Annotated in this window: 18 protein-coding genes; 11 read left to right on the forward strand and 7 right to left on the reverse strand. The window is 43.1% G+C overall.

The window, feature by feature from the left end; translation table 11 throughout:
* Window position 1: 1 nt before the first annotated feature.
* The 7 genes from NYE53_RS04460 to NYE53_RS04490 form a co-directional block, all read right to left on the reverse strand.
* Window positions 2-316 (reverse strand): WXG100 family type VII secretion target, encoded by a 315-nt coding sequence (locus NYE53_RS04460; RefSeq protein ID WP_003243177.1) that lies wholly within the window; start codon window positions 314-316, stop codon window positions 2-4.
* Between the two features lie 304 nt (window positions 317-620).
* Window positions 621-836 (reverse strand): hypothetical protein, encoded by a 216-nt coding sequence (locus NYE53_RS04465; RefSeq protein WP_032726633.1) that lies wholly within the window; start codon window positions 834-836, stop codon window positions 621-623.
* Window positions 837-1,070: 234 nt separating this feature from the next.
* Window positions 1,071-1,325, reverse strand: coding sequence for a DUF4176 domain-containing protein (locus tag NYE53_RS04470; protein WP_014476176.1), 255 nt, complete (start codon window positions 1,323-1,325; stop codon window positions 1,071-1,073).
* A gap of 21 nt (window positions 1,326-1,346) precedes the next feature.
* Window positions 1,347-1,604, reverse strand: coding sequence for a hypothetical protein (locus NYE53_RS04475; protein WP_032726631.1), 258 nt, complete (start codon window positions 1,602-1,604; stop codon window positions 1,347-1,349).
* Window positions 1,605-1,615: 11 nt separating this feature from the next.
* A complete protein-coding gene (locus NYE53_RS04480) occupies window positions 1,616-3,142 on the reverse strand; it encodes an LXG domain-containing protein (protein ID WP_339247490.1) in 1,527 nt (508 codons plus the stop codon).
* Window positions 3,143-3,165: 23 nt separating this feature from the next.
* The gene (locus NYE53_RS04485; protein WP_339247493.1) at window positions 3,166-3,444 is read right to left on the reverse strand and encodes a DUF5344 family protein; all 279 of its coding nucleotides are present in this window, start codon (window positions 3,442-3,444) and stop codon (window positions 3,166-3,168) included.
* A gap of 15 nt (window positions 3,445-3,459) precedes the next feature.
* Window positions 3,460-3,834, reverse strand: coding sequence for a DUF5082 family protein (locus NYE53_RS04490; RefSeq protein WP_050809178.1), 375 nt, complete (start codon window positions 3,832-3,834; stop codon window positions 3,460-3,462).
* A gap of 354 nt (window positions 3,835-4,188) precedes the next feature.
* Between NYE53_RS04490 and glvA the strand changes: the two genes are divergently transcribed.
* From glvA to lnrM, 11 genes are all read left to right on the forward strand, one after another.
* A complete protein-coding gene (glvA, locus tag NYE53_RS04495) occupies window positions 4,189-5,538 on the forward strand; it encodes a maltose-6'-phosphate glucosidase (RefSeq protein WP_014476180.1) in 1,350 nt (449 codons plus the stop codon).
* Window positions 5,539-5,602: 64 nt separating this feature from the next.
* Complete coding sequence (glvR, locus tag NYE53_RS04500; RefSeq protein ID WP_339247495.1) at window positions 5,603-6,367, forward strand: MurR/RpiR family transcriptional regulator GlvR; 765 nt, start codon at window positions 5,603-5,605, stop codon at window positions 6,365-6,367.
* A 14-nt stretch (window positions 6,368-6,381) separates the two neighbouring features.
* Window positions 6,382-7,965 (forward strand): PTS maltose transporter subunit IIBC, encoded by a 1,584-nt coding sequence (gene malP, locus NYE53_RS04505; protein WP_003233606.1) that lies wholly within the window; start codon window positions 6,382-6,384, stop codon window positions 7,963-7,965.
* A gap of 105 nt (window positions 7,966-8,070) precedes the next feature.
* Complete coding sequence (locus tag NYE53_RS04510; RefSeq protein WP_339247498.1) at window positions 8,071-9,792, forward strand: ABC transporter ATP-binding protein; 1,722 nt, start codon at window positions 8,071-8,073, stop codon at window positions 9,790-9,792.
* Window positions 9,786-11,600, forward strand: a complete 1,815-nt coding sequence (locus NYE53_RS04515; RefSeq protein ID WP_339247501.1) for an ABC transporter ATP-binding protein — start codon at window positions 9,786-9,788, stop codon at window positions 11,598-11,600. The genes NYE53_RS04510 and NYE53_RS04515 overlap by 7 nt, the downstream gene beginning before the upstream one ends.
* Window positions 11,601-11,753: 153 nt before the next feature.
* Window positions 11,754-12,158, forward strand: a complete 405-nt coding sequence (catD, locus tag NYE53_RS04520) for a DoxX family oxidoreductase CatD (protein ID WP_339247503.1) — start codon at window positions 11,754-11,756, stop codon at window positions 12,156-12,158.
* A 17-nt stretch (window positions 12,159-12,175) separates the two neighbouring features.
* Window positions 12,176-13,033, forward strand: a complete 858-nt coding sequence (gene catE / locus NYE53_RS04525) for a catechol 2,3-dioxygenase (protein ID WP_339231777.1) — start codon at window positions 12,176-12,178, stop codon at window positions 13,031-13,033.
* Window positions 13,034-13,150: 117 nt separating this feature from the next.
* Window positions 13,151-14,353: a two-component system sensor histidine kinase LnrJ gene (lnrJ, locus tag NYE53_RS04530; RefSeq protein ID WP_072175501.1), complete on the forward strand. Its 1,203-nt coding sequence runs from the start codon at window positions 13,151-13,153 to the stop codon at window positions 14,351-14,353.
* A complete protein-coding gene (gene lnrK, locus NYE53_RS04535; protein ID WP_339247504.1) occupies window positions 14,350-15,012 on the forward strand; it encodes a two-component system response regulator LnrK in 663 nt (220 codons plus the stop codon). The genes lnrJ and lnrK overlap by 4 nt, the downstream gene beginning before the upstream one ends.
* A gap of 143 nt (window positions 15,013-15,155) precedes the next feature.
* Window positions 15,156-16,091 carry a linearmycin resistance ATP-binding protein LnrL gene (gene lnrL, locus NYE53_RS04540; protein WP_251188100.1) on the forward strand — a complete coding sequence of 312 codons (936 nt, stop codon included), beginning with the start codon at window positions 15,156-15,158 and terminating at the stop codon, window positions 16,089-16,091.
* 12 nt (window positions 16,092-16,103) lie between these two features.
* On the forward strand, window positions 16,104-17,294 hold the full coding sequence (lnrM, locus tag NYE53_RS04545; RefSeq protein ID WP_339247508.1) for a linearmycin resistance permease LnrM: 1,191 nt from the start codon (window positions 16,104-16,106) through the stop codon (window positions 17,292-17,294).
* The last annotated feature ends 2 nt before the right edge of the window (window positions 17,295-17,296 follow it).

Below are 17,296 nucleotides of genomic sequence, written 5' to 3' on the forward strand. Positions count from 1 at the left end.
TTCACCTCCCGAGTTTATGTCTTTCCTCTCTTGCTTTACGCTCCAGTTCTTCCATTCTGGCAATTTCAGCTTTTCGTTCTTCTATTTTGACCGCGGCAGCCTTCAGCTCTTGACTTGTTTCAAGCAGCTCCTGTTCGAATTGATCGTAGGCGGCTTTCGTTTCCTCGAAATCCTGGTCAAACGAATCTCTTGCTTTGCCCTGCCAAGCATCTCCCAATGCAGATAACCGGGATTCAAGCAGCATTTTGGAGCTTCTGACCTCTTCTGCGGCCGCACTATACTTGTTTGCCAGCTCAATGACTTTATATGAGTCCAACTTTTGTCCCCTGCCTTTTCTAAATTCACGCACAATTGGATGTTTTATATAAATGATTATAAATAATTCGGCATGTATCCGAATCGTACAAAAGAACCTTTTCATAAGAATTGGAAGGGCGTATATTCACTTAAAATTCACAGTTGGTGAGACTTTAAGATTACAAAAAAGGTAAAAAAAAGAATCTGCAAGAGGGAGTCAACTTAATATTAGGAGTTTCTACGTTTGGAAGACGAATGTTTTCGAGGTAACCGTATATAAAAAAGAGCCTAAAATAGGCTCTAAACAAATTGCGTATTGCTTACTAATCATTAAAAATAGATTTTATAATCTTATTTATTGCTAAATAAACAAAGAATATAAACAAGCCACTCATCACATACATAATTACCAGTAAAATCAATTTTTGTTTTAATGTCATGTCAGGGACTGCTGAGATCCCGAGTGTCATGCCAATCATAGGAAGCAAATAGAGAATTAAAAAGATTTTTTTCTTATATGTATTCCAAGTGTTTTTCATTGTCTATCTCCTTGTTCTTTTAAAAGCATCTTATTGGTAACTTTATAACCTGTATAGATTGTTACAGTAGTGATCAAATACAATAAAAAAAGTAAAACGATCCTTATACCGATTTGGATGCCAGGAAGCATAAAAGTAATTAATGTCATACAAATCATGAAAAACAGATAATATATTAAAATGAATGGTTTTTTATACTTTTTCCAAAATCGTACTATTAAATAGTCCATTTTATTAGCCTTTAAAAGTTTCTTGAAAAGCTTTTTCTTCTTGTGTTTGATATCCCTCAAAAAGAACTTCTTCTATCATATCGTGATTGAAGAACAAATTATAATTTTCATTGATATTACCTTCTGGATAAGGAACTGAAACATAATCGTACTTTTTTTGTGAAGAAGTTTGAAGCTGATTTCTCCCATAAATCATTACAGTTTTTCGTACATTTAAAATTTTCACCACACTACCGATAGGCAGCAATGTATTAGACATTAATTTCTCACTCTTTCTATATTAATTTTTTTTCTTAAGCAGGTGTGGATGTTTTTTTAACCAGAATTTTTTTCTGAAAATATGTAAGCATAAAGGTATAAGAAAAGTAAATACTGAAATAATAAAAGTAATTAAATATATTACTTCCTGAGGGGTTTCACTATCAATTAACCAATATAGCATGAATAAACTAAAGATACCGAAAGGAACTGGAAAAATAGAACCTATTAATAGTGCTTCATTAATTTTTTTTGGTAAAAACCCATTTTTTTCACTCATTTATATACCTCCTAGTCATCTTTTTCTGCTCCAAATTTTATCCCTAAACCAATACCTTCTGCAGCATAAAGTTCATTTTCAAGACCTGTCTTCACTTCTACCCCGACGCTGCCAATAGATGCAGTTACCCCAAAATAGGGATCATATTCAATTCCAAACCACTCTTCAAGTGGTTCATAGCCGAACCAATTAAATGGATGTATGGTAAGCTCTGCATCAGCAATACTTGCTGATGCTCCTATACCAACCGAGTAATTTTCAATGCCAGCTTTTGTTTCACCATGACCAATTTTAACCTTAAATAAGGCTGGAGATTTTTTATGGTCAAAGTTTGCATTAATTATATTAGCTTCTGCTGCACCGCCAATCATCTCACCAGATAAAAAAGAGTCCGTAAAACTTTGTAAATATGGTAATGACACTTCTATATTACCTTCAGCCATTCTAAAGAATAATTCTTTAGATTCTAACTTTTCTTCCTTATATGCACTATTTGTATCTATGAGACTTGCGCCAGCTTTAAAATTTACTTTTTGATTGCTTATATCTATATTGGCATATCCATTACCGAAACCTTTATAAATAGCTCCGTTAATTTCTTTATTCTTAGCATACTTTAAATTGTTAATGGCATCAAAAGTGTTATATATTTTTTGAGTAATGCCTTCATCATCACTTTTATTTTTATTAATACCATGATCTGCTTCGCTCTTTGAACCGATGTTCTTAGTTCCTATCGAAGGATCATCTGAATTTGAAATACCGAAAAATTCGATAATTTCTTGCTCATCTTTAGCATTAATTTTATCTAACATTTTAAACATCGGAGAGTCTTTATCTAGTTGTGTATTGTTAAAAGCGGTATAACTATTATTACTATTCAGTGAATCGTTGCTAAATTCGGGTTTTAGTACTGAGCCACTTATATAATTATTAATTTCAATTCTAGGACCACCGTATTTTGCATCAAGTTGTTTTAAATAATCTTCCATTGTGGTGATATCTTGATCGATTGAATCTAGAGAACTAGTGTTTTCACGATCAAAGGTATATAGATGTTCCAATGTTTCGTCTATATTACTTTCAGCCTTTTTTATTTTTTTGACAAAATTTTCGTCATTCAAATCTTTGAGACTTACAATGTGTTTAACTTTTTCAATCTCCTCATTTGCTTTATCTGTTAGAGATGTTATTGATCTCTTAGTAGCTGTTAACCCATTATTCAAATCATTCTCTAAAAAACTTTGCGAAATAAAACCTGTGTTTGTTGGTTCTAATGAATATAATGCACTCTTTATTTTATTTAATACTTCTTTATAATCACTGATTACACAAGAATAAAAAAGAAGAAAGGGAGTGTGACATTCACTAAAAAATGTTCGAATCGCAGTTCCGCCCTCTCCTTTAAGGGAATCATCTAATGATGCAATTCCTTGTGTACTTTTAATTATATCTGTTAATTTCTCAGCTTGTTTATCTAATTGTTTTATGGTCTTGTCTATAGAGATGAGAAATGAATGTACATCAAGAGTTTTCAAACAACGTTCCTTCCTTCTTTACATTATTTATTAGTTATTGATTTGGAAAGCACTTCATCTGTTTCTTGCATAGACCTAACTAATTGTTCTGTTTGTGAGATTTGTTTGTTTAAGGAAGAAGCATATTTCTCAGCCAGTTTATTTAATTTGTTATTCAGCGCATTCAGTTTCTTTGTGACATCAAGGTTATTGTGGTCTGTTAAATTAGTAGGAATAGATACTTTAATAACTTCAGTTGCATTTTTTAATTTTGTAATTGCTTTTTCAACTTCAGGTAAATCAAGTTTTATTTCATTGCTCATACAAATTCTTCCTTATCAGTGTGAATTTTTATTTTTTTGTTTTTCTATTTCTTTTTCAATAGAAGTGATCTGATTTTTCAACCCATCTATATCATCAATTAATGTATTAATTTTGTCTTCAATTTTAGTTATAACCTCATCTAATTGTTTACCTTTTAAATCTTGATATTCTGAGTTTATCTCGTCTCGAATAAGTTCGAATTTATTTGCTAAACTTCCCTGCCATGTATCCGAGGACAGAGATGGCTCAGTTATTTTATTTTTTGACTCCAAAAATTCTTGCTGGATATTTGTCAAGTTAGTTTTGCAAGCTTTGAGATCTTCTAAATTCTCCTTTTTTAAACTTAGTTGTGTTTTTACAAAGGATAATCCCAACATTTCACCAAACAACTGTAAACACCTCATTGTCACATAATATGTAATTCTTTTGAACCGTTATTAAAAACAAAAGGGAGACTTTCCTAATGTTACATGATGGTATGTAATGGATAAATAGGAAATATAGATTATATAATGATTTCTTTGTTATGTTGGTTTTAAATTAATGGAGGTGTTAAGTATGAATAGGCCTATTAAATCAGTTGTTTTTACCTATTGTAAGGATTCCCTGCAAATGAGAAATTTCCCGCTCTATGGGAAAAAACACTAAAGTTGATCAAATGACCTAAGTGCGCCAAACGTGTTACGGGACGGGCTATCTCATGGTATAAATGGAATTGTAAACGTTATCAAGGAGGTCGTCATATGAAGAAAAAATCATTCTCAATCGTAATAGCGGGCGGAGGGAGCACTTTCACTCCAGGGATCGTACTCATGCTCTTGGACCATTTGGAGGAGTTTCCGATCAGAAAGCTGAAGCTGTATGATAATGATAAGGAGAGACAGGATCGAATTGCAGGCGCCTGTGACGTTTTTATCAGAGAAAAAGCGCCGGATATTGAATTTGCAGCGACGACTGACCCGGAAGAAGCTTTTACAGATGTCGATTTTGTTATGGCGCACATCAGAGTAGGGAAATACGCGATGCGTGCGCTTGATGAGCAAATTCCGTTAAAGTACGGAGTTGTCGGCCAGGAGACGTGCGGGCCGGGCGGGATCGCATACGGTATGCGCTCGATCGGCGGTGTGCTTGAAATATTAGATTACATGGAAAAATACTCGCCTGATGCGTGGATGCTCAATTATTCCAATCCGGCGGCAATTGTGGCTGAAGCTACGAGACGCCTTAGACCGAATTCTAAAATTCTCAATATCTGTGATATGCCGGTTGGGATCGAAGACCGGATGGCGCAAATTCTTGGCTTATCCTCAAGAAAAGAAATGAAGGTCCGCTATTACGGATTAAATCACTTCGGCTGGTGGACATCAATTCAGGATCAAGAGGGCAACGATTTAATGCCGAAGCTGAAGGAGCATGTTTCTCAATACGGCTATATTCCGAAAACAGAGGCTGAAGCGGTGGAGGCGAGCTGGAATGACACATTCGCCAAAGCGCGTGACGTGCAGGCCGCAGATCCTGACACACTGCCGAATACGTATTTGCAATATTATTTGTTCCCGGATGATATGGTGAAAAAATCAAATCCGAATCATACGCGGGCAAATGAAGTGATGGAAGGTCGCGAAGCTTTTATTTTCAGCCAATGTGACATGATTACACGTGAGCAGTCCACGGAAAACAGCGAAATCAAAATCGATGACCACGCATCATATATCGTTGATCTTGCCCGGGCGATTGCCTACAACACAGGTGAAAGAATGCTGTTGATCGTTGAAAATAACGGCGCAATTGCGAACTTTGACCCGACTGCGATGGTCGAGGTGCCATGCATTGTCGGCTCAAATGGGCCTGAACCGATTACCGTCGGCACCATTCCGCAATTCCAAAAAGGGCTTATGGAGCAGCAGGTATCCGTTGAGAAGCTGACTGTTGAAGCGTGGGCGGAGAAATCGTTCCAAAAGCTGTGGCAGGCGCTAATCCTGTCAAAAACAGTGCCGAACGCGCGTGTGGCAAGACTCATTCTTGAGGATTTAATGGAGGCCAACAAAGACTTCTGGCCTGAGCTTGATCAAAGCCCGACCCGCATATCATAACTGAAATTCCCCCATTTTCGAATCTGTAATTGTATATAATAGAAAGAAAATGGGGGGATCTGATATGCAGCTCGAAGAACTGATCAATCAGCACTACAGCAAATTGAATGACAACGATTTTCATATTTTAAAATATATATTGAATCATAAGCACACATGCTATCACCTTGGAATCGACGCGCTGGCCAAAGCTTGCAGTGTATCGCGTTCCTCAATTTTACGGCTTGCCCAAAAGCTCGGTTTCAGCGGTTACAGTGAATTTCGCGTCTTTTTAAAGTGGGAAGATCAGCCGGAAGAAGGCGAGAGTATGAGTTTTCAAAAGCTGCTTGATGATATTGAAGCAAATTTGAAGTTCTTACGGACAAAGGACATGACGGACATGTGCCAGCTGATTGAGGCAGCGGACCGCATTTTCGTCTACGGTTCAGGAAATGCGCAAAAGATATGCGCCCGCGACCTGCAAAGAATGTTTATTCCGCGCCATCGCTATCTTATTTTAATTGAAGACACAAATGAATTTAATTTGATGCGCGATGATTTTAAAGTAAACGATCTGTTTATCATCATTTCTCTTTCCGGAGAAACACCGGAGTTGATTCCTCAGGCAAGAATGCTTTCTGCAAAGGGTATTCCCTTTATTTCCATTACGAATTTAAAAAACAATGTCCTCGCCCAGCTGACTCCGCATAATCTTTATGCGACAAGCAAACCTGTGACATTAAGCGATAAAACGGAAATTGTCGCTTTTGCACCGTTTTTTCTCGTTGGCGAAGCATTGTTCCGCGCATATGTTGATTACAAAGAGGCAGAAAAAAATGACAATGAGTAGCAGGGGGTTCTGGTATGATGCAAAAAATTCAGCGCTTTGGAAGCGCGATGTTTGTGCCTGTTTTATTATTCGCGTTCGCCGGCATTATCGTCGGCATCAGCACGCTCTTTAAAAATAAAACCCTCATGGGACCGCTCGCCGATCCTGACGGTTTTTGGTATCAGTGCTGGTATATCATTGAGCAGGGCGGCTGGACTGTCTTTAACCAAATGCCGCTCTTATTCGCCATTGGCATCCCGGTTGCTTTGGCGAAGAAAGCTCAGGCACGCGCTTGTTTGGAAGCGCTTACTGTTTACCTGACATTCAACTATTTTGTCAGCGCGATATTGACGGTATGGGGAGGAGCATTTGGCGTCGACATGAATCAAGAGGTCGGCGGAACGAGCGGATTAACGATGATTGCGGGCATAAAAACGCTCGACACCAACATTATCGGAGCCATCTTTATTTCTTCGATAGTCGTCTTTTTGCATAATCGCTATTTTGATAAAAAACTGCCCGATTTTCTCGGCATCTTTCAAGGCTCAACATATATCGTGATGATTTCCTTCTTTATTATGATCCCAATTGCCTTGGCTGTGTCTTATATTTGGCCGATGGTTCAATCGGGAATCGGCTCGCTTCAAAGCTTCCTGGTTGCTTCTGGGGCGGTGGGCGTTTGGATATACACGTTTTTGGAACGGATTTTAATTCCGACCGGCCTTCATCACTTTATTTACACGCCGTTTATTTATGGCCCGGCTGTAGCGGAAGGCGGGATCGTCACGTATTGGGCACAGCATCTTGGCGAATATTCGCAAAGCGCCAAACCGCTGAAGGAGCTCTTTCCGCAAGGCGGATTCGCGCTTCACGGCAACTCGAAAATCTTCGGTATTCCGGGTATCGCCCTGGCTTTTTATGTGACAGCCAAAAAGGAAAAGAAAAAACTCGTCGCAGGGCTGCTGATTCCTGTCACACTGACAGCGATTGTCGCCGGTATTACAGAGCCAATTGAGTTTACGTTCTTATTTATTTCACCTTTCTTATTTGCGGTTCACGCCGTGCTTGCCGCCACAATGTCGACAGTTATGTATATGGCCGGCGTCGTCGGAAATATGGGAGGCGGACTGATTGAGGCGGTGACCTTGAACTGGATTCCGCTCTTTGGCAGCCACGGTATGACATATGTGTATCAAATTTTGATCGGGCTCTCGTTTACAGCAATTTATTTTTTCGTCTTCAGATTTTTAATCCTCAAATTCAATATCGCTACACCAGGACGGGAAAAGGATGAGCAGCAGGAAACAAAGCTATATTCGAAAAAGGAATACAGAGAACGAAAAAACAAGGATGAAACGGCCTCCGCTGCTGAAACGGCTGATGACACCGCTTTTCTGTATATTGAAGCGCTGGGCGGAAAAGACAACATCACTGAAGTCACAAACTGTGCCACCCGCCTCAGAGTCAGTGTCAAGGATGAAACAAAGGTTGAACCCGACAGCGTATTCCGCGCGCTTGGCGCACACGGCGTTGTCAGGAACGGGAAGGCGTTTCAGGTAATTATCGGATTAAGCGTACCGCAGATGCGGGAGCGTGTGGAAAAAATATTGAATCAATAAAGACAGCCCTCCTTTTCGGGAGGGTTTTCGTTTGCCGTCAAAAAGACCGCCATAGTAAAGTAAAGAAAGAGACAATCGAGTAAAAAGGGGTTTGGAGGCTTTTACATGCAAAAGGCTTTGTCGTTTTTAAAACCATATTCATTGCTGGCGGGAATTGCTCTGATTCTTATGTTGACGGAGCTTGCAGTTGAACTGATGCAGCCTTTATTGATTGCAAAAATCATCGACGATGGGATATTGAAGCAAGATCTGCGGCATGTATGGATATGGGGCGCGGTCATGATCGGGCTGACCGTGTTATCCTTTGCGGCGGGGATGCTGAATTCCTTTTATGCCGCCCATGTCAGCCAAAGCTTTTCCTATGATACGAGAAAAGTGCTTTTTCAAAAAATCCAGTCCTTCTCCTATTCCACATTTGGACAGTTTTCGTCCTCTTCTTATATCACAAGGCTGACAAACGACGTCACACAGGTTCAAAATATGATTTTTATGAGTTTGCGGTTTATGCTGCGGGCTCCCTTAATGATTGCAGGCGGCATTGTGCTGTCGCTTGCCGTTAATGTGAAACTCGGCTTTTTTCTGCTTGTGACCATTCCGATCCTGATCTTGTTTTTGCTATGGGTATTAAGGAAAGGCGGGGCACTGTTCCGCTCAGTGCAGAAAAGGCTGGATCAAGTGAACACCATCATGCAGGAAAATTTAATTGCAATCAAGCTGATCAAAGCGCTGCTTCGCGGCAGCCACGAAGTCAAACGATTTATCAAAGCCAACACAAGGCTGATGGAAAAAACGGTTTCGGCCTTTCAGCTTGTGGAATTCACGATGCCTGTACTGATGCTTTTGATGAATCTCTGCATCCTTTTGATTTTGTGGGCGGGGTCCTACAGTATTACGAGCGGAAGCACTCAGGTTGGCGATGTTGTTGCGATAATTAACTACGCAACACGAATTACAGGTGCGCTTTCGATGTTTCCGTTTTTGATTATGATTTTCACCAGGGCGAAAGCTTCAGGGGATAGAATCGGCGAGGTGCTTGAAACAGAAGGCGACGAGCGGGAGGAAGGCATCATATCTGATCGTTTGTCAGGACGGATTGAGTTTCAGCATGTATCCTTTCGCTATCCTGAAATGGACAGAGAAGCGCTCAGGGATGTCTCATTTTCCGCAAAGCCAAGAGAAACGATCGCGATTCTCGGTGCGACGGGCTCGGGCAAGTCCACGCTTTTTCAGCTCATTCCGCGGCTTTATCAGCCGGATTCAGGCTGCATTTACATAGATGAAAAGCCGGTTCAAGATTTTCCGGCTGAAGGGCTGCGCAGACAAATTGGATATGTACCGCAGGAAGTCCTCTTGTTTTCCGGCACAATCAAAGAAAACATCGCTTGGGGCAAAGAAAATGCTTCACTAGATGAAATAATGGATGCGGCCAAACATGCGCAAATTCATGAAACGATTTTGAAGCTCCCAAATGGATATGACACTGTTTTGGGGCAAAGAGGCGTCAACCTGTCCGGCGGCCAAAAGCAGCGGATTTCCATTGCGCGGGCACTAATTCGAAAACCGGCTATCCTTCTATTAGATGACAGCACAAGCGCTCTTGATCTGCAAACGGAGGCGAAGCTGCTTGAAGCAATCAGCACATACCATTGCACAACTTTGATCATTACACAAAAAATAACCACGGCGATGAAAGCTGATCAGATTTTGCTGCTTGAGGACGGCGAACTGATTGAAAAAGGCACTCATAGTGAGTTGCTTTCTGCATCTCAGTTATACAAGCGAATTTACCAGTCACAATTCGGAAGGGAGGGGAGCGAGTCATGCTAAAAGACATCCGCAAGCCTTTCCAATATCCCAAACTGCCAATTGACAAAAAAGAAGGCGCGAAAAAGCGGGCGAAAGCAAAGGATACAAAGGGCACACTGAGACGAATCTGGTCTTACTTGGCTGAAAGAAAAGGACTGCTCATACTTGTCATGCTGATGGTTGTCATCAGCGCCATATTCGGGCTCCTTGGCCCCTTTGTGATCGGAAAGGCCATCGACCATTTTATCGTCGGGAAAACGGTCAGCGGCTTGATTCCCGTTTTGCTTCTTCTGCTCGCTATCTATATCATTCAGTCTCTGTCGCTTTGGTTTCAAAACTATTGGATGATTACGATCTCGCAGGGCACGGTTTTCAGAATGAGAAGCGAATTGTTCACCCATCTGCATGAGCTGCCGATTCCATTTTTTGATAAACAGCGGCACGGCGAGCTGATGAGCCGGGTGACGAATGACATCGAAAATGTCAGTTCTACCTTAAACACGTCAGTCATTCAAATTTTGTCAAGCGTGATCACCTTTGTCGGGACGATTGCGGTGATGCTGTACATGAGCCCGCTCCTTACATTGATTACGCTGACCATTATTCCGGTGATGGCAGCGAGCCTGAAATGGATCACCAACCGAACGGGAAAGCTGTTTAAAGAACAGCAGAAAAACCTTGGTGATCTGAATGGGTATATTGAGGAATCTGTTTCAGGCGCAAAGGTCATCAAAGCATATTCACGTGAGAAGCAGATTACTGCTGAATTTCTCGAAAAAAACGCTGCACTCAAGACGTCGGGCTTTTGGGCGCAGACGATTTCCGGGTTTATCCCGAAGGTCATGAACTCTTTGAATAACTTAAGCTTTACAATGATAGCGGCAATCGGCGGTTTGTTTGCGCTGAAAGGCTGGATCTCGATCGGCTCCATCGTCGTCTTTGCCGAGTATTCAAGACAATTTACACGCCCTTTAAACGATCTGGCCAACCAGTTTAATACGATGCTGTCCGCAATCGCCGGCGCTGAACGGGTGTTTGACGTGCTTGATGAAAAAGAAGAGCGCGAGGATGAAAAGAACGCCGTGCATCAGCCCATCCAAACAGGCAGCATTGAATTCCGGAATGTGTCCTTCGGTTACGATAAAGGGCAGCAGACGCTGAAGCATTTACAGTTTACCGTGCCTGCCGGGCAGTCCATCGCGTTTGTCGGGCCGACGGGGGCGGGGAAGACAACCGTCACTAACCTTCTCGCCCGTTTTTACGAGCCTAACGAAGGAAAAATTTTAATCGACGGTACAGATATTAAAACCCTTACTAGAGCAAGCCTGAGAAAAAACATGGGGTTTGTTCTTCAGGATTCTTTCTTATTTCAGGGAACGATCAGAGAAAACATTCGCTACGGCAGGCTTGATGCTTCTGATCAGGAAGTCGAAGCCGCTGCAAAAACAGCGAATGCCCATAGTTTTATTGAAAGGCTGCCAAAAGGGTATGACACCGTGCTGACGCAAAACGGTTCGGGCATCAGTCAAGGACAGAAGCAGTTGATTTCTATAGCGAGGGCGGTGCTTGCCGATCCGGTTCTTCTCATTTTGGATGAAGCGACAAGCAACATTGATACCGTTACAGAAGTCAACATTCAAGAAGCGCTCGCCCGTTTAATGGAAGGAAGAACAAGCGTCATCATTGCCCACAGGCTTAACACCATTCAAAGAGCGGACCAGATTGTGGTGTTAAAAGACGGTGAAATGATTGAAAAAGGAAGCCATGACGAGCTGATTCGGCAAAAAGGATTTTACAGTGACTTATATGAAAGCCAATTTGAGAAATAGACCTTTGTCCTGCACAGAGGTCTTTTTTGTTACAGTTTTATAGTACTTTTATTTCATTTTCGTAAAATGTAACAAAATTACTTGACGTAAACAAGTTATGTATATATACTAGCTTACATTAAGTAAGTGATAACATTTATCAAGGAGGATAAAATGAATAAATCATTTGAAATTGGCACATTACTTTTAAGAGTTATTACAGGTATTATCTTTTTTGTTCACGGTTTATCAAAGTTTCAGGGGATGGAGGGCACCATCCAATTTTTCGGCAGCATAGGCCTTCCAAGCTTTATGGCGTATGTCATCGCAGCGATTGAACTCATTGGCGGAGTGTTTGTCTTCTTCGGATTGGCTACACGTATTGTCGGTGTACTGTTCGCTCTTACACTGATCGGCGCCATCATCACTGTTAAGCTGAAAGCGCCATTCATGGGCAATGCAGAATTTGATTACCTTCTGCTTTTGACATCCATTCACCTGGCGCTTACTGGAAGTCGATTCCTGGCGCTGGACCCATTTGTGTTTAAAGGAAAAAAGAACGGAAACGTGTCAGCATAAGAAAAGAGGCATGCAGCATGACCAGCATTCATGAGGATACACACATTGGCTATGCCAAACTCACAATTCGCAGTCTGGAGCGTTCGCTTCAGTTCTACTGTAACGTCATCGGTTTTCAAGTCTTAAAAAAGACGGATCGCCAAGCTGAATTAACGGCTGACGGGAAACGCGTACTGCTTATTCTTGAAGAAAATTCGAGCGCTGTCGTCTTGCCTGAACGGTCTGTGACAGGCCTTTATCACTTTGCGATTCTTCTTCCGGACAGGAAAGAACTTGGGATCGCGCTCGCCCGCCTGATTGAACACGGCATTGCTATCGGACATGGAGACCATGCTGTCAGCGAAGCGCTCTACCTGTCTGATCCTGACGGAAACGGCATTGAAATGTACGCTGACCGCCCCCGCAGCACGTGGCAGCGTGATCGGGAAGGAAACTACGTCATGACGACAACCGCTGTTGACATTGAGGGCCTTCTGGAAGAGGCAGGAGATGAGCGGAAAACATCGCTTCCGAACGATACAATCATCGGACACATTCATCTGCATGTCAGTGATTTGAAAGAAGCAAAGGCGTTTTATACAGATGTACTGGGCTTTGACATTGTCGGAAACTATGCGGGCATGTCCGCCCTCTTCGTTTCAGCCGGGGGGTACCACCATCATATCGGCTTAAACATTTGGGCGGGAAGAAATGCGCCGCCTAAACCGACAAATGCCAGCGGACTAGACTATTACACTGTTGTCCTGCCTCACCAAGAGGAGCTGGATTTGGTGGCAAACCGAGTCAAACATGCCGGGTATTCAATTGAAGAGACGGAAAACAGCTTTCGTGTGAAAGACCCTGTTTCCGGCGCCTATATTACATTTGTGATTTAACTGTAATCCCCTTGCCGAAAAAACGGCAGGGGGATTTTTTATTTTCCAGAAACTCCTGTCAAAAATGCCCTCAGGCAGGTATGATAAGAAGGGAATTGGGTAACGGGAGTGATGAGCGTGAAGGCTCTTTTTTTTACGAGAATGTTCACCTTGATGGTGAGCTGTTTAATGTATCTGTCCATTGTGAAAGAGGATAACTGGTTTGGATATGTATTTATAGCAGCAGGTGCTGCCATGTATGCAGCCAATCATGTTTTGCTGACAAAAGAGACAAATGCCATCTGGTTCTGCCTGATTGATATTGCAATCGGCTTTTCGTTCGGATTTATCTTTCCCGGCACAGGTTTGTTCATTATTATGCTTTGTCCGGTTGCGGTCGCCTTTTTTCTGCGGGGGTTTCCTAAAAGAACAGCATGGTCTGTCTTATGTCTTTCCTCTATTTTATTTTTAACCGTCCTCATCCGTACATATGCGATGTTCGGCAATGAATTTGTCATTGATCATTTGACTAGCATGACATTCGTTGTCTTCTGCGGTGTCGTGGGCAAATTAATCCGCAAGCTGTTGGATGCGCAGGATACGGCAAAACAGCAGTTTCAGGAACTGACGGAGTCCCATCTGGCGCTGTCTGCTGCACATCAGGAGCTCCATTTATATGCGAAGCAGGTTGAAGAGCTGACTGCCATTTACGAGCGGAACAGAATGGCGCGGGAAATCCATGATACAGTGGGGCATAAAATGACGGCCCTTCTCGTCCAGCTGCAGCTTTTGCGTGAATGGCAAAAAAGAGACAGCCAAAAAGCGGATGAGACAGTAGGTGTCTGTGAAACACTTGCCCGTGAAGCGCTTGATGATGTCCGCTTATCAGTACGCACTCTGCAAACTGAAAACGATCCTTCGCTAATCGAATCGCTGAAACAGCTGACAGAGGACTTTTGCAAAAATGCAGGAGTCACAACAGAATTTGCGGTCAGCGGTGATCCTGCAATCATCCCGCTGTCTCTCCATCCGACCCTGATCAGAACGGTGCAGGAAGCACTGACCAATGCCAAACGGCACGGCGGCGCCGCAGCCTGTTCGATACAGCTTGCCTGCACAACGGACAGCATCAGCCTTGTCATTAAGGATGACGGAAAAGGCAATCCCGAAGCGGCACTTGGCTTTGGCCTCTTGAATATGAAAAAGCGGGCAGCGGAGCATGGCGGAATGATCCGCTTTGAAAGCGAACAGGATCAAGGATTTACTGTGAATGCAGAATTTTCACTTGCCAATAAAAAATGGAGCTTCAGACCCGTGCAGCAAAAGGAGAGTTTATCATGATTAAGATCATCATTACCGACGATCAGGATATCGTCAGAGAAGGGCTGGCATCCCTGCTTCAGCTCCGAGAAGAGCTCGATGTGATCGCAACGGCGCGAAACGGACAGGAAGCATTCGAAAAGGCGAAAGAGCTGGAGCCGGATATCGTATTAATGGACATCCGCATGCCGGTTTCCAACGGGGTGGAGGGAACAAAATTAATCACAAGCTTGCTGCCCGGCGTAAAGGTTTTGATGCTGACAACCTTTAAGGATTCAGCGCTGATTGCTGAAGCGCTTGAAGAAGGAGCAAGCGGGTACCTGCTGAAGGATATGTCGGCAGATACGATTGTAAAAGCGGTGATGACTGTTCATTCTGGCGGAATGGTGCTTCCGCCGGAATTGACTGCCCAAATGCTGAATGAATGGAAGCGTGAAAAACAGCTGAAAGGAATAAATGAGATAGAAAAACCTAAGGAGCTGCTCGGCCTGACCGAGCGCGAAATCGAAGTTCTGGCTGAGCTGGGGTACGGGCTGAATAACAAAGAAATTGCCGAAAAGCTTTACATTACAGAAGGCACAGTCAAAAACCACGTTTCAAATATTATCAGCAAGCTGGCTGTCAGGGACAGAACCCAAGCAGCCATTTACTCGGTCAGATATGGTGTATCTGTCTTTTGACATATGACGTTTTGCATATACGCTTCTCTGAAAAGGCCTTTTACAGGCCTTTTTTTCATGCCCTATGTTCTATCTGCCGCTACATGCCGCACGCCTTTCTTTCTTCTACAATGGCAATGGATCAAAAAAAGGAGTGAGACGACGTGCTGCAAGCAGAAAACATCAAAAAGGCATACGGAAAAAAAACAATCGTGAAAGGCATTTCTTTTTCCCTCAAAAAGGGGGAGTCGTTCGGTCTGCTCGGGCCTAACGGTGCGGGGAAATCCACAACCATCTCGATGATTTCCGGCCTTGTGCCGCATGACAGCGGGAACATCACGGTGGGCGGCTATGTTATCGGAAAAGAAACGGCCAAAGCGAAACAAAAAATCGGCATTGTTCCGCAGGAAATTGCATTATATCCGACGCTGACGGCTCATGAGAATCTTATGTTTTGGGGGAAAATGTACGGACTTACGCACGGTGAGGCCAAAAAAAGAGCGGCAGAGGTCCTTGAATATGTCGGTCTGGCTGAGCGGGCTAAAGATAAGATTGAAACGTTCTCCGGGGGGATGAAACGAAGAATCAACATCGGTGCGGCTTTAATGCATAAGCCCGAGCTGCTGATTATGGATGAACCGACTGTCGGTATTGACCCTCAATCGAGAAATCACATTTTAGAAACGGTCAAACAGCTCAACGAAACGGGCATGACGGTGATCTATACGAGTCATTACATGGAAGAAGTTGAGTTTTTATGCGACCGGATCGGGATAATTGATCAGGGGGAAATGATTGCGATTGGCACAAAAACTGATTTGTGCAGCCGCCTTGGGGGCGATACCATCATTCAGCTCACGGTCAGCGGGATCAATGAAGCGTTTCTTGTGGCGATCCGTTCCCTGGCTCATGTGAATGATGTAACAGTACATGACACAGAGCTCAATATTGACATTTCTGCGGCTCATCATGAGAAAGTCGTCACAAGTCTGCTTGCTGAAGCTGCTGCACATCATATAAACCTGCTGTCCCTTCAGGTGCAGGAACCGAATCTGGAGCGCCTGTTTCTGAATCTGACCGGCCGCACGTTGCGGGATTGAGGAGGGACGGCCATGAAAAAAAGCATATGGATCGCATGGAAAGATGTCAAAATCAGAATCACGGACAGAAAAGGGTTTATGATGCTTATCCTAATGCCGCTGATCCTAACGTGTATTTTAGGGGCGGCGCTCGGATCAGTTGTTGACGGAGGCAGCCGGATTGATGACATCAAAGTCGGCTACATTCAATCAGACCAGTCGGATGCAGCAAACATGTTTACAAAAGATGTTCTCAAAAAAATGAAGTCGATAAAGGCCACAAAAGCCGGCAGCGAAGACAAGATGAAGAAGCTGATTGATGAAAAGAAAATCGATGTAGGCATCGTCATCCCGAACCATTGGGAAGCCAGCAAAACCTCAGCTGTTGTTTATGCCGCACCTGATCAAACATTGAAAAGTTCCATCATCGAAACAGCTGCCAGCTCTTTTATAGAGCAATATAAAGCGGTAAAGGAAGCCGCGTCAGCCTCAATGGACTACATCAGCAAAACGGAAGCTGTAAAGCAAGGAAAACTTGACCCTGCACAGTTTGTAGAAAAGCTGGCAAAGACGCTAGAAAAAGAAACAGGTGACAAGCTTACTATTGCGGAAAAATCTGTCGGCAGCAAGGCCGTTACCAGTTTTCAATACTATTCGGCGGCAATGCTTTGCATGTTTATGCTGTTTCATATGACAGTCGGGGCGAAATCGTTTTTACAGGAAAAGGATACGGAGACGCTTGCCAGAATGCTGATGACGCCTGCGCAAAAATCCGTCATTCTCTTCGGAAAATGGCTTGGGACGTATCTGTTTGCCATCATACAATTTTTCATATTTCTGATCGTCACAATCAATGTATTTGGTGTGGACTGGGGCGGTAATCTGCTGTTCGTGAGTGTACTCGGGCTTTCTTACGCCGCAGCTGTATCCGGCATTTCAATGCTGCTTGCGTCGTGCATCAGCGATATGAAAACTGCAGATGCGATAGGCGGCTTCGGCATTCAATTGCTTGCGGTTCTCGGCGGGTCCATGCTGCCGCTGTACCAATTTCCGGACGTCTTGCAGTCTGTATCCAAAGCGGTGCCAAATCGCTGGGCGCTTGACGGCTTTCTTTCTTTAATGCAAGGGGGAGGCTGGGCTGACCTTCAAAAGCCTGTGCTTCTTTTTGCGGCGATCGGTCTTTGTTCACTTGTAATTGGTATCAGACGGCTTCATACAAGATAAGG

The sequence above is a fragment of the Bacillus sp. FSL R5-0523 genome (genome assembly GCF_037975295.1).
GTDB classification, from domain to species: Bacteria; Bacillota; Bacilli; order Bacillales; family Bacillaceae; genus Bacillus; species Bacillus subtilis.

Bases quoted from the DNA above. Each gene is read 5' to 3' on its own strand.
- NYE53_RS04465 (WP_032726633.1), bottom strand. From the start codon at position 836: ATGAAAAACACTTGGAATACATATAAGAAAAAAATCTTTTTAATTCTC.
- NYE53_RS04470 (WP_014476176.1), bottom strand. From the start codon at position 1,325: ATGTCTAATACATTGCTGCCTATCGGTAGTGTGGTGAAAATTTTAAAT.
- NYE53_RS04475 (WP_032726631.1), bottom strand. From the start codon at position 1,604: ATGAGTGAAAAAAATGGGTTTTTACCAAAAAAAATTAATGAAGCACTA.
- NYE53_RS04485 (WP_339247493.1), bottom strand. From the start codon at position 3,444: ATGAGCAATGAAATAAAACTTGATTTACCTGAAGTTGAAAAAGCAATT.
- glvA (WP_014476180.1), top strand. From the start codon at position 4,189: ATGAAGAAAAAATCATTCTCAATCGTAATAGCGGGCGGAGGGAGCACT.
- glvR (WP_339247495.1), top strand. From the start codon at position 5,603: ATGCAGCTCGAAGAACTGATCAATCAGCACTACAGCAAATTGAATGAC.
- malP (WP_003233606.1), top strand. From the start codon at position 6,382: ATGATGCAAAAAATTCAGCGCTTTGGAAGCGCGATGTTTGTGCCTGTT.
- NYE53_RS04510 (WP_339247498.1), top strand. From the start codon at position 8,071: ATGCAAAAGGCTTTGTCGTTTTTAAAACCATATTCATTGCTGGCGGGA.
- NYE53_RS04515 (WP_339247501.1), top strand. From the start codon at position 9,786: ATGCTAAAAGACATCCGCAAGCCTTTCCAATATCCCAAACTGCCAATT.
- catD (WP_339247503.1), top strand. From the start codon at position 11,754: ATGAATAAATCATTTGAAATTGGCACATTACTTTTAAGAGTTATTACA.
- catE (WP_339231777.1), top strand. From the start codon at position 12,176: ATGACCAGCATTCATGAGGATACACACATTGGCTATGCCAAACTCACA.
- lnrK (WP_339247504.1), top strand. From the start codon at position 14,350: ATGATTAAGATCATCATTACCGACGATCAGGATATCGTCAGAGAAGGG.
- lnrM (WP_339247508.1), top strand. From the start codon at position 16,104: ATGAAAAAAAGCATATGGATCGCATGGAAAGATGTCAAAATCAGAATC.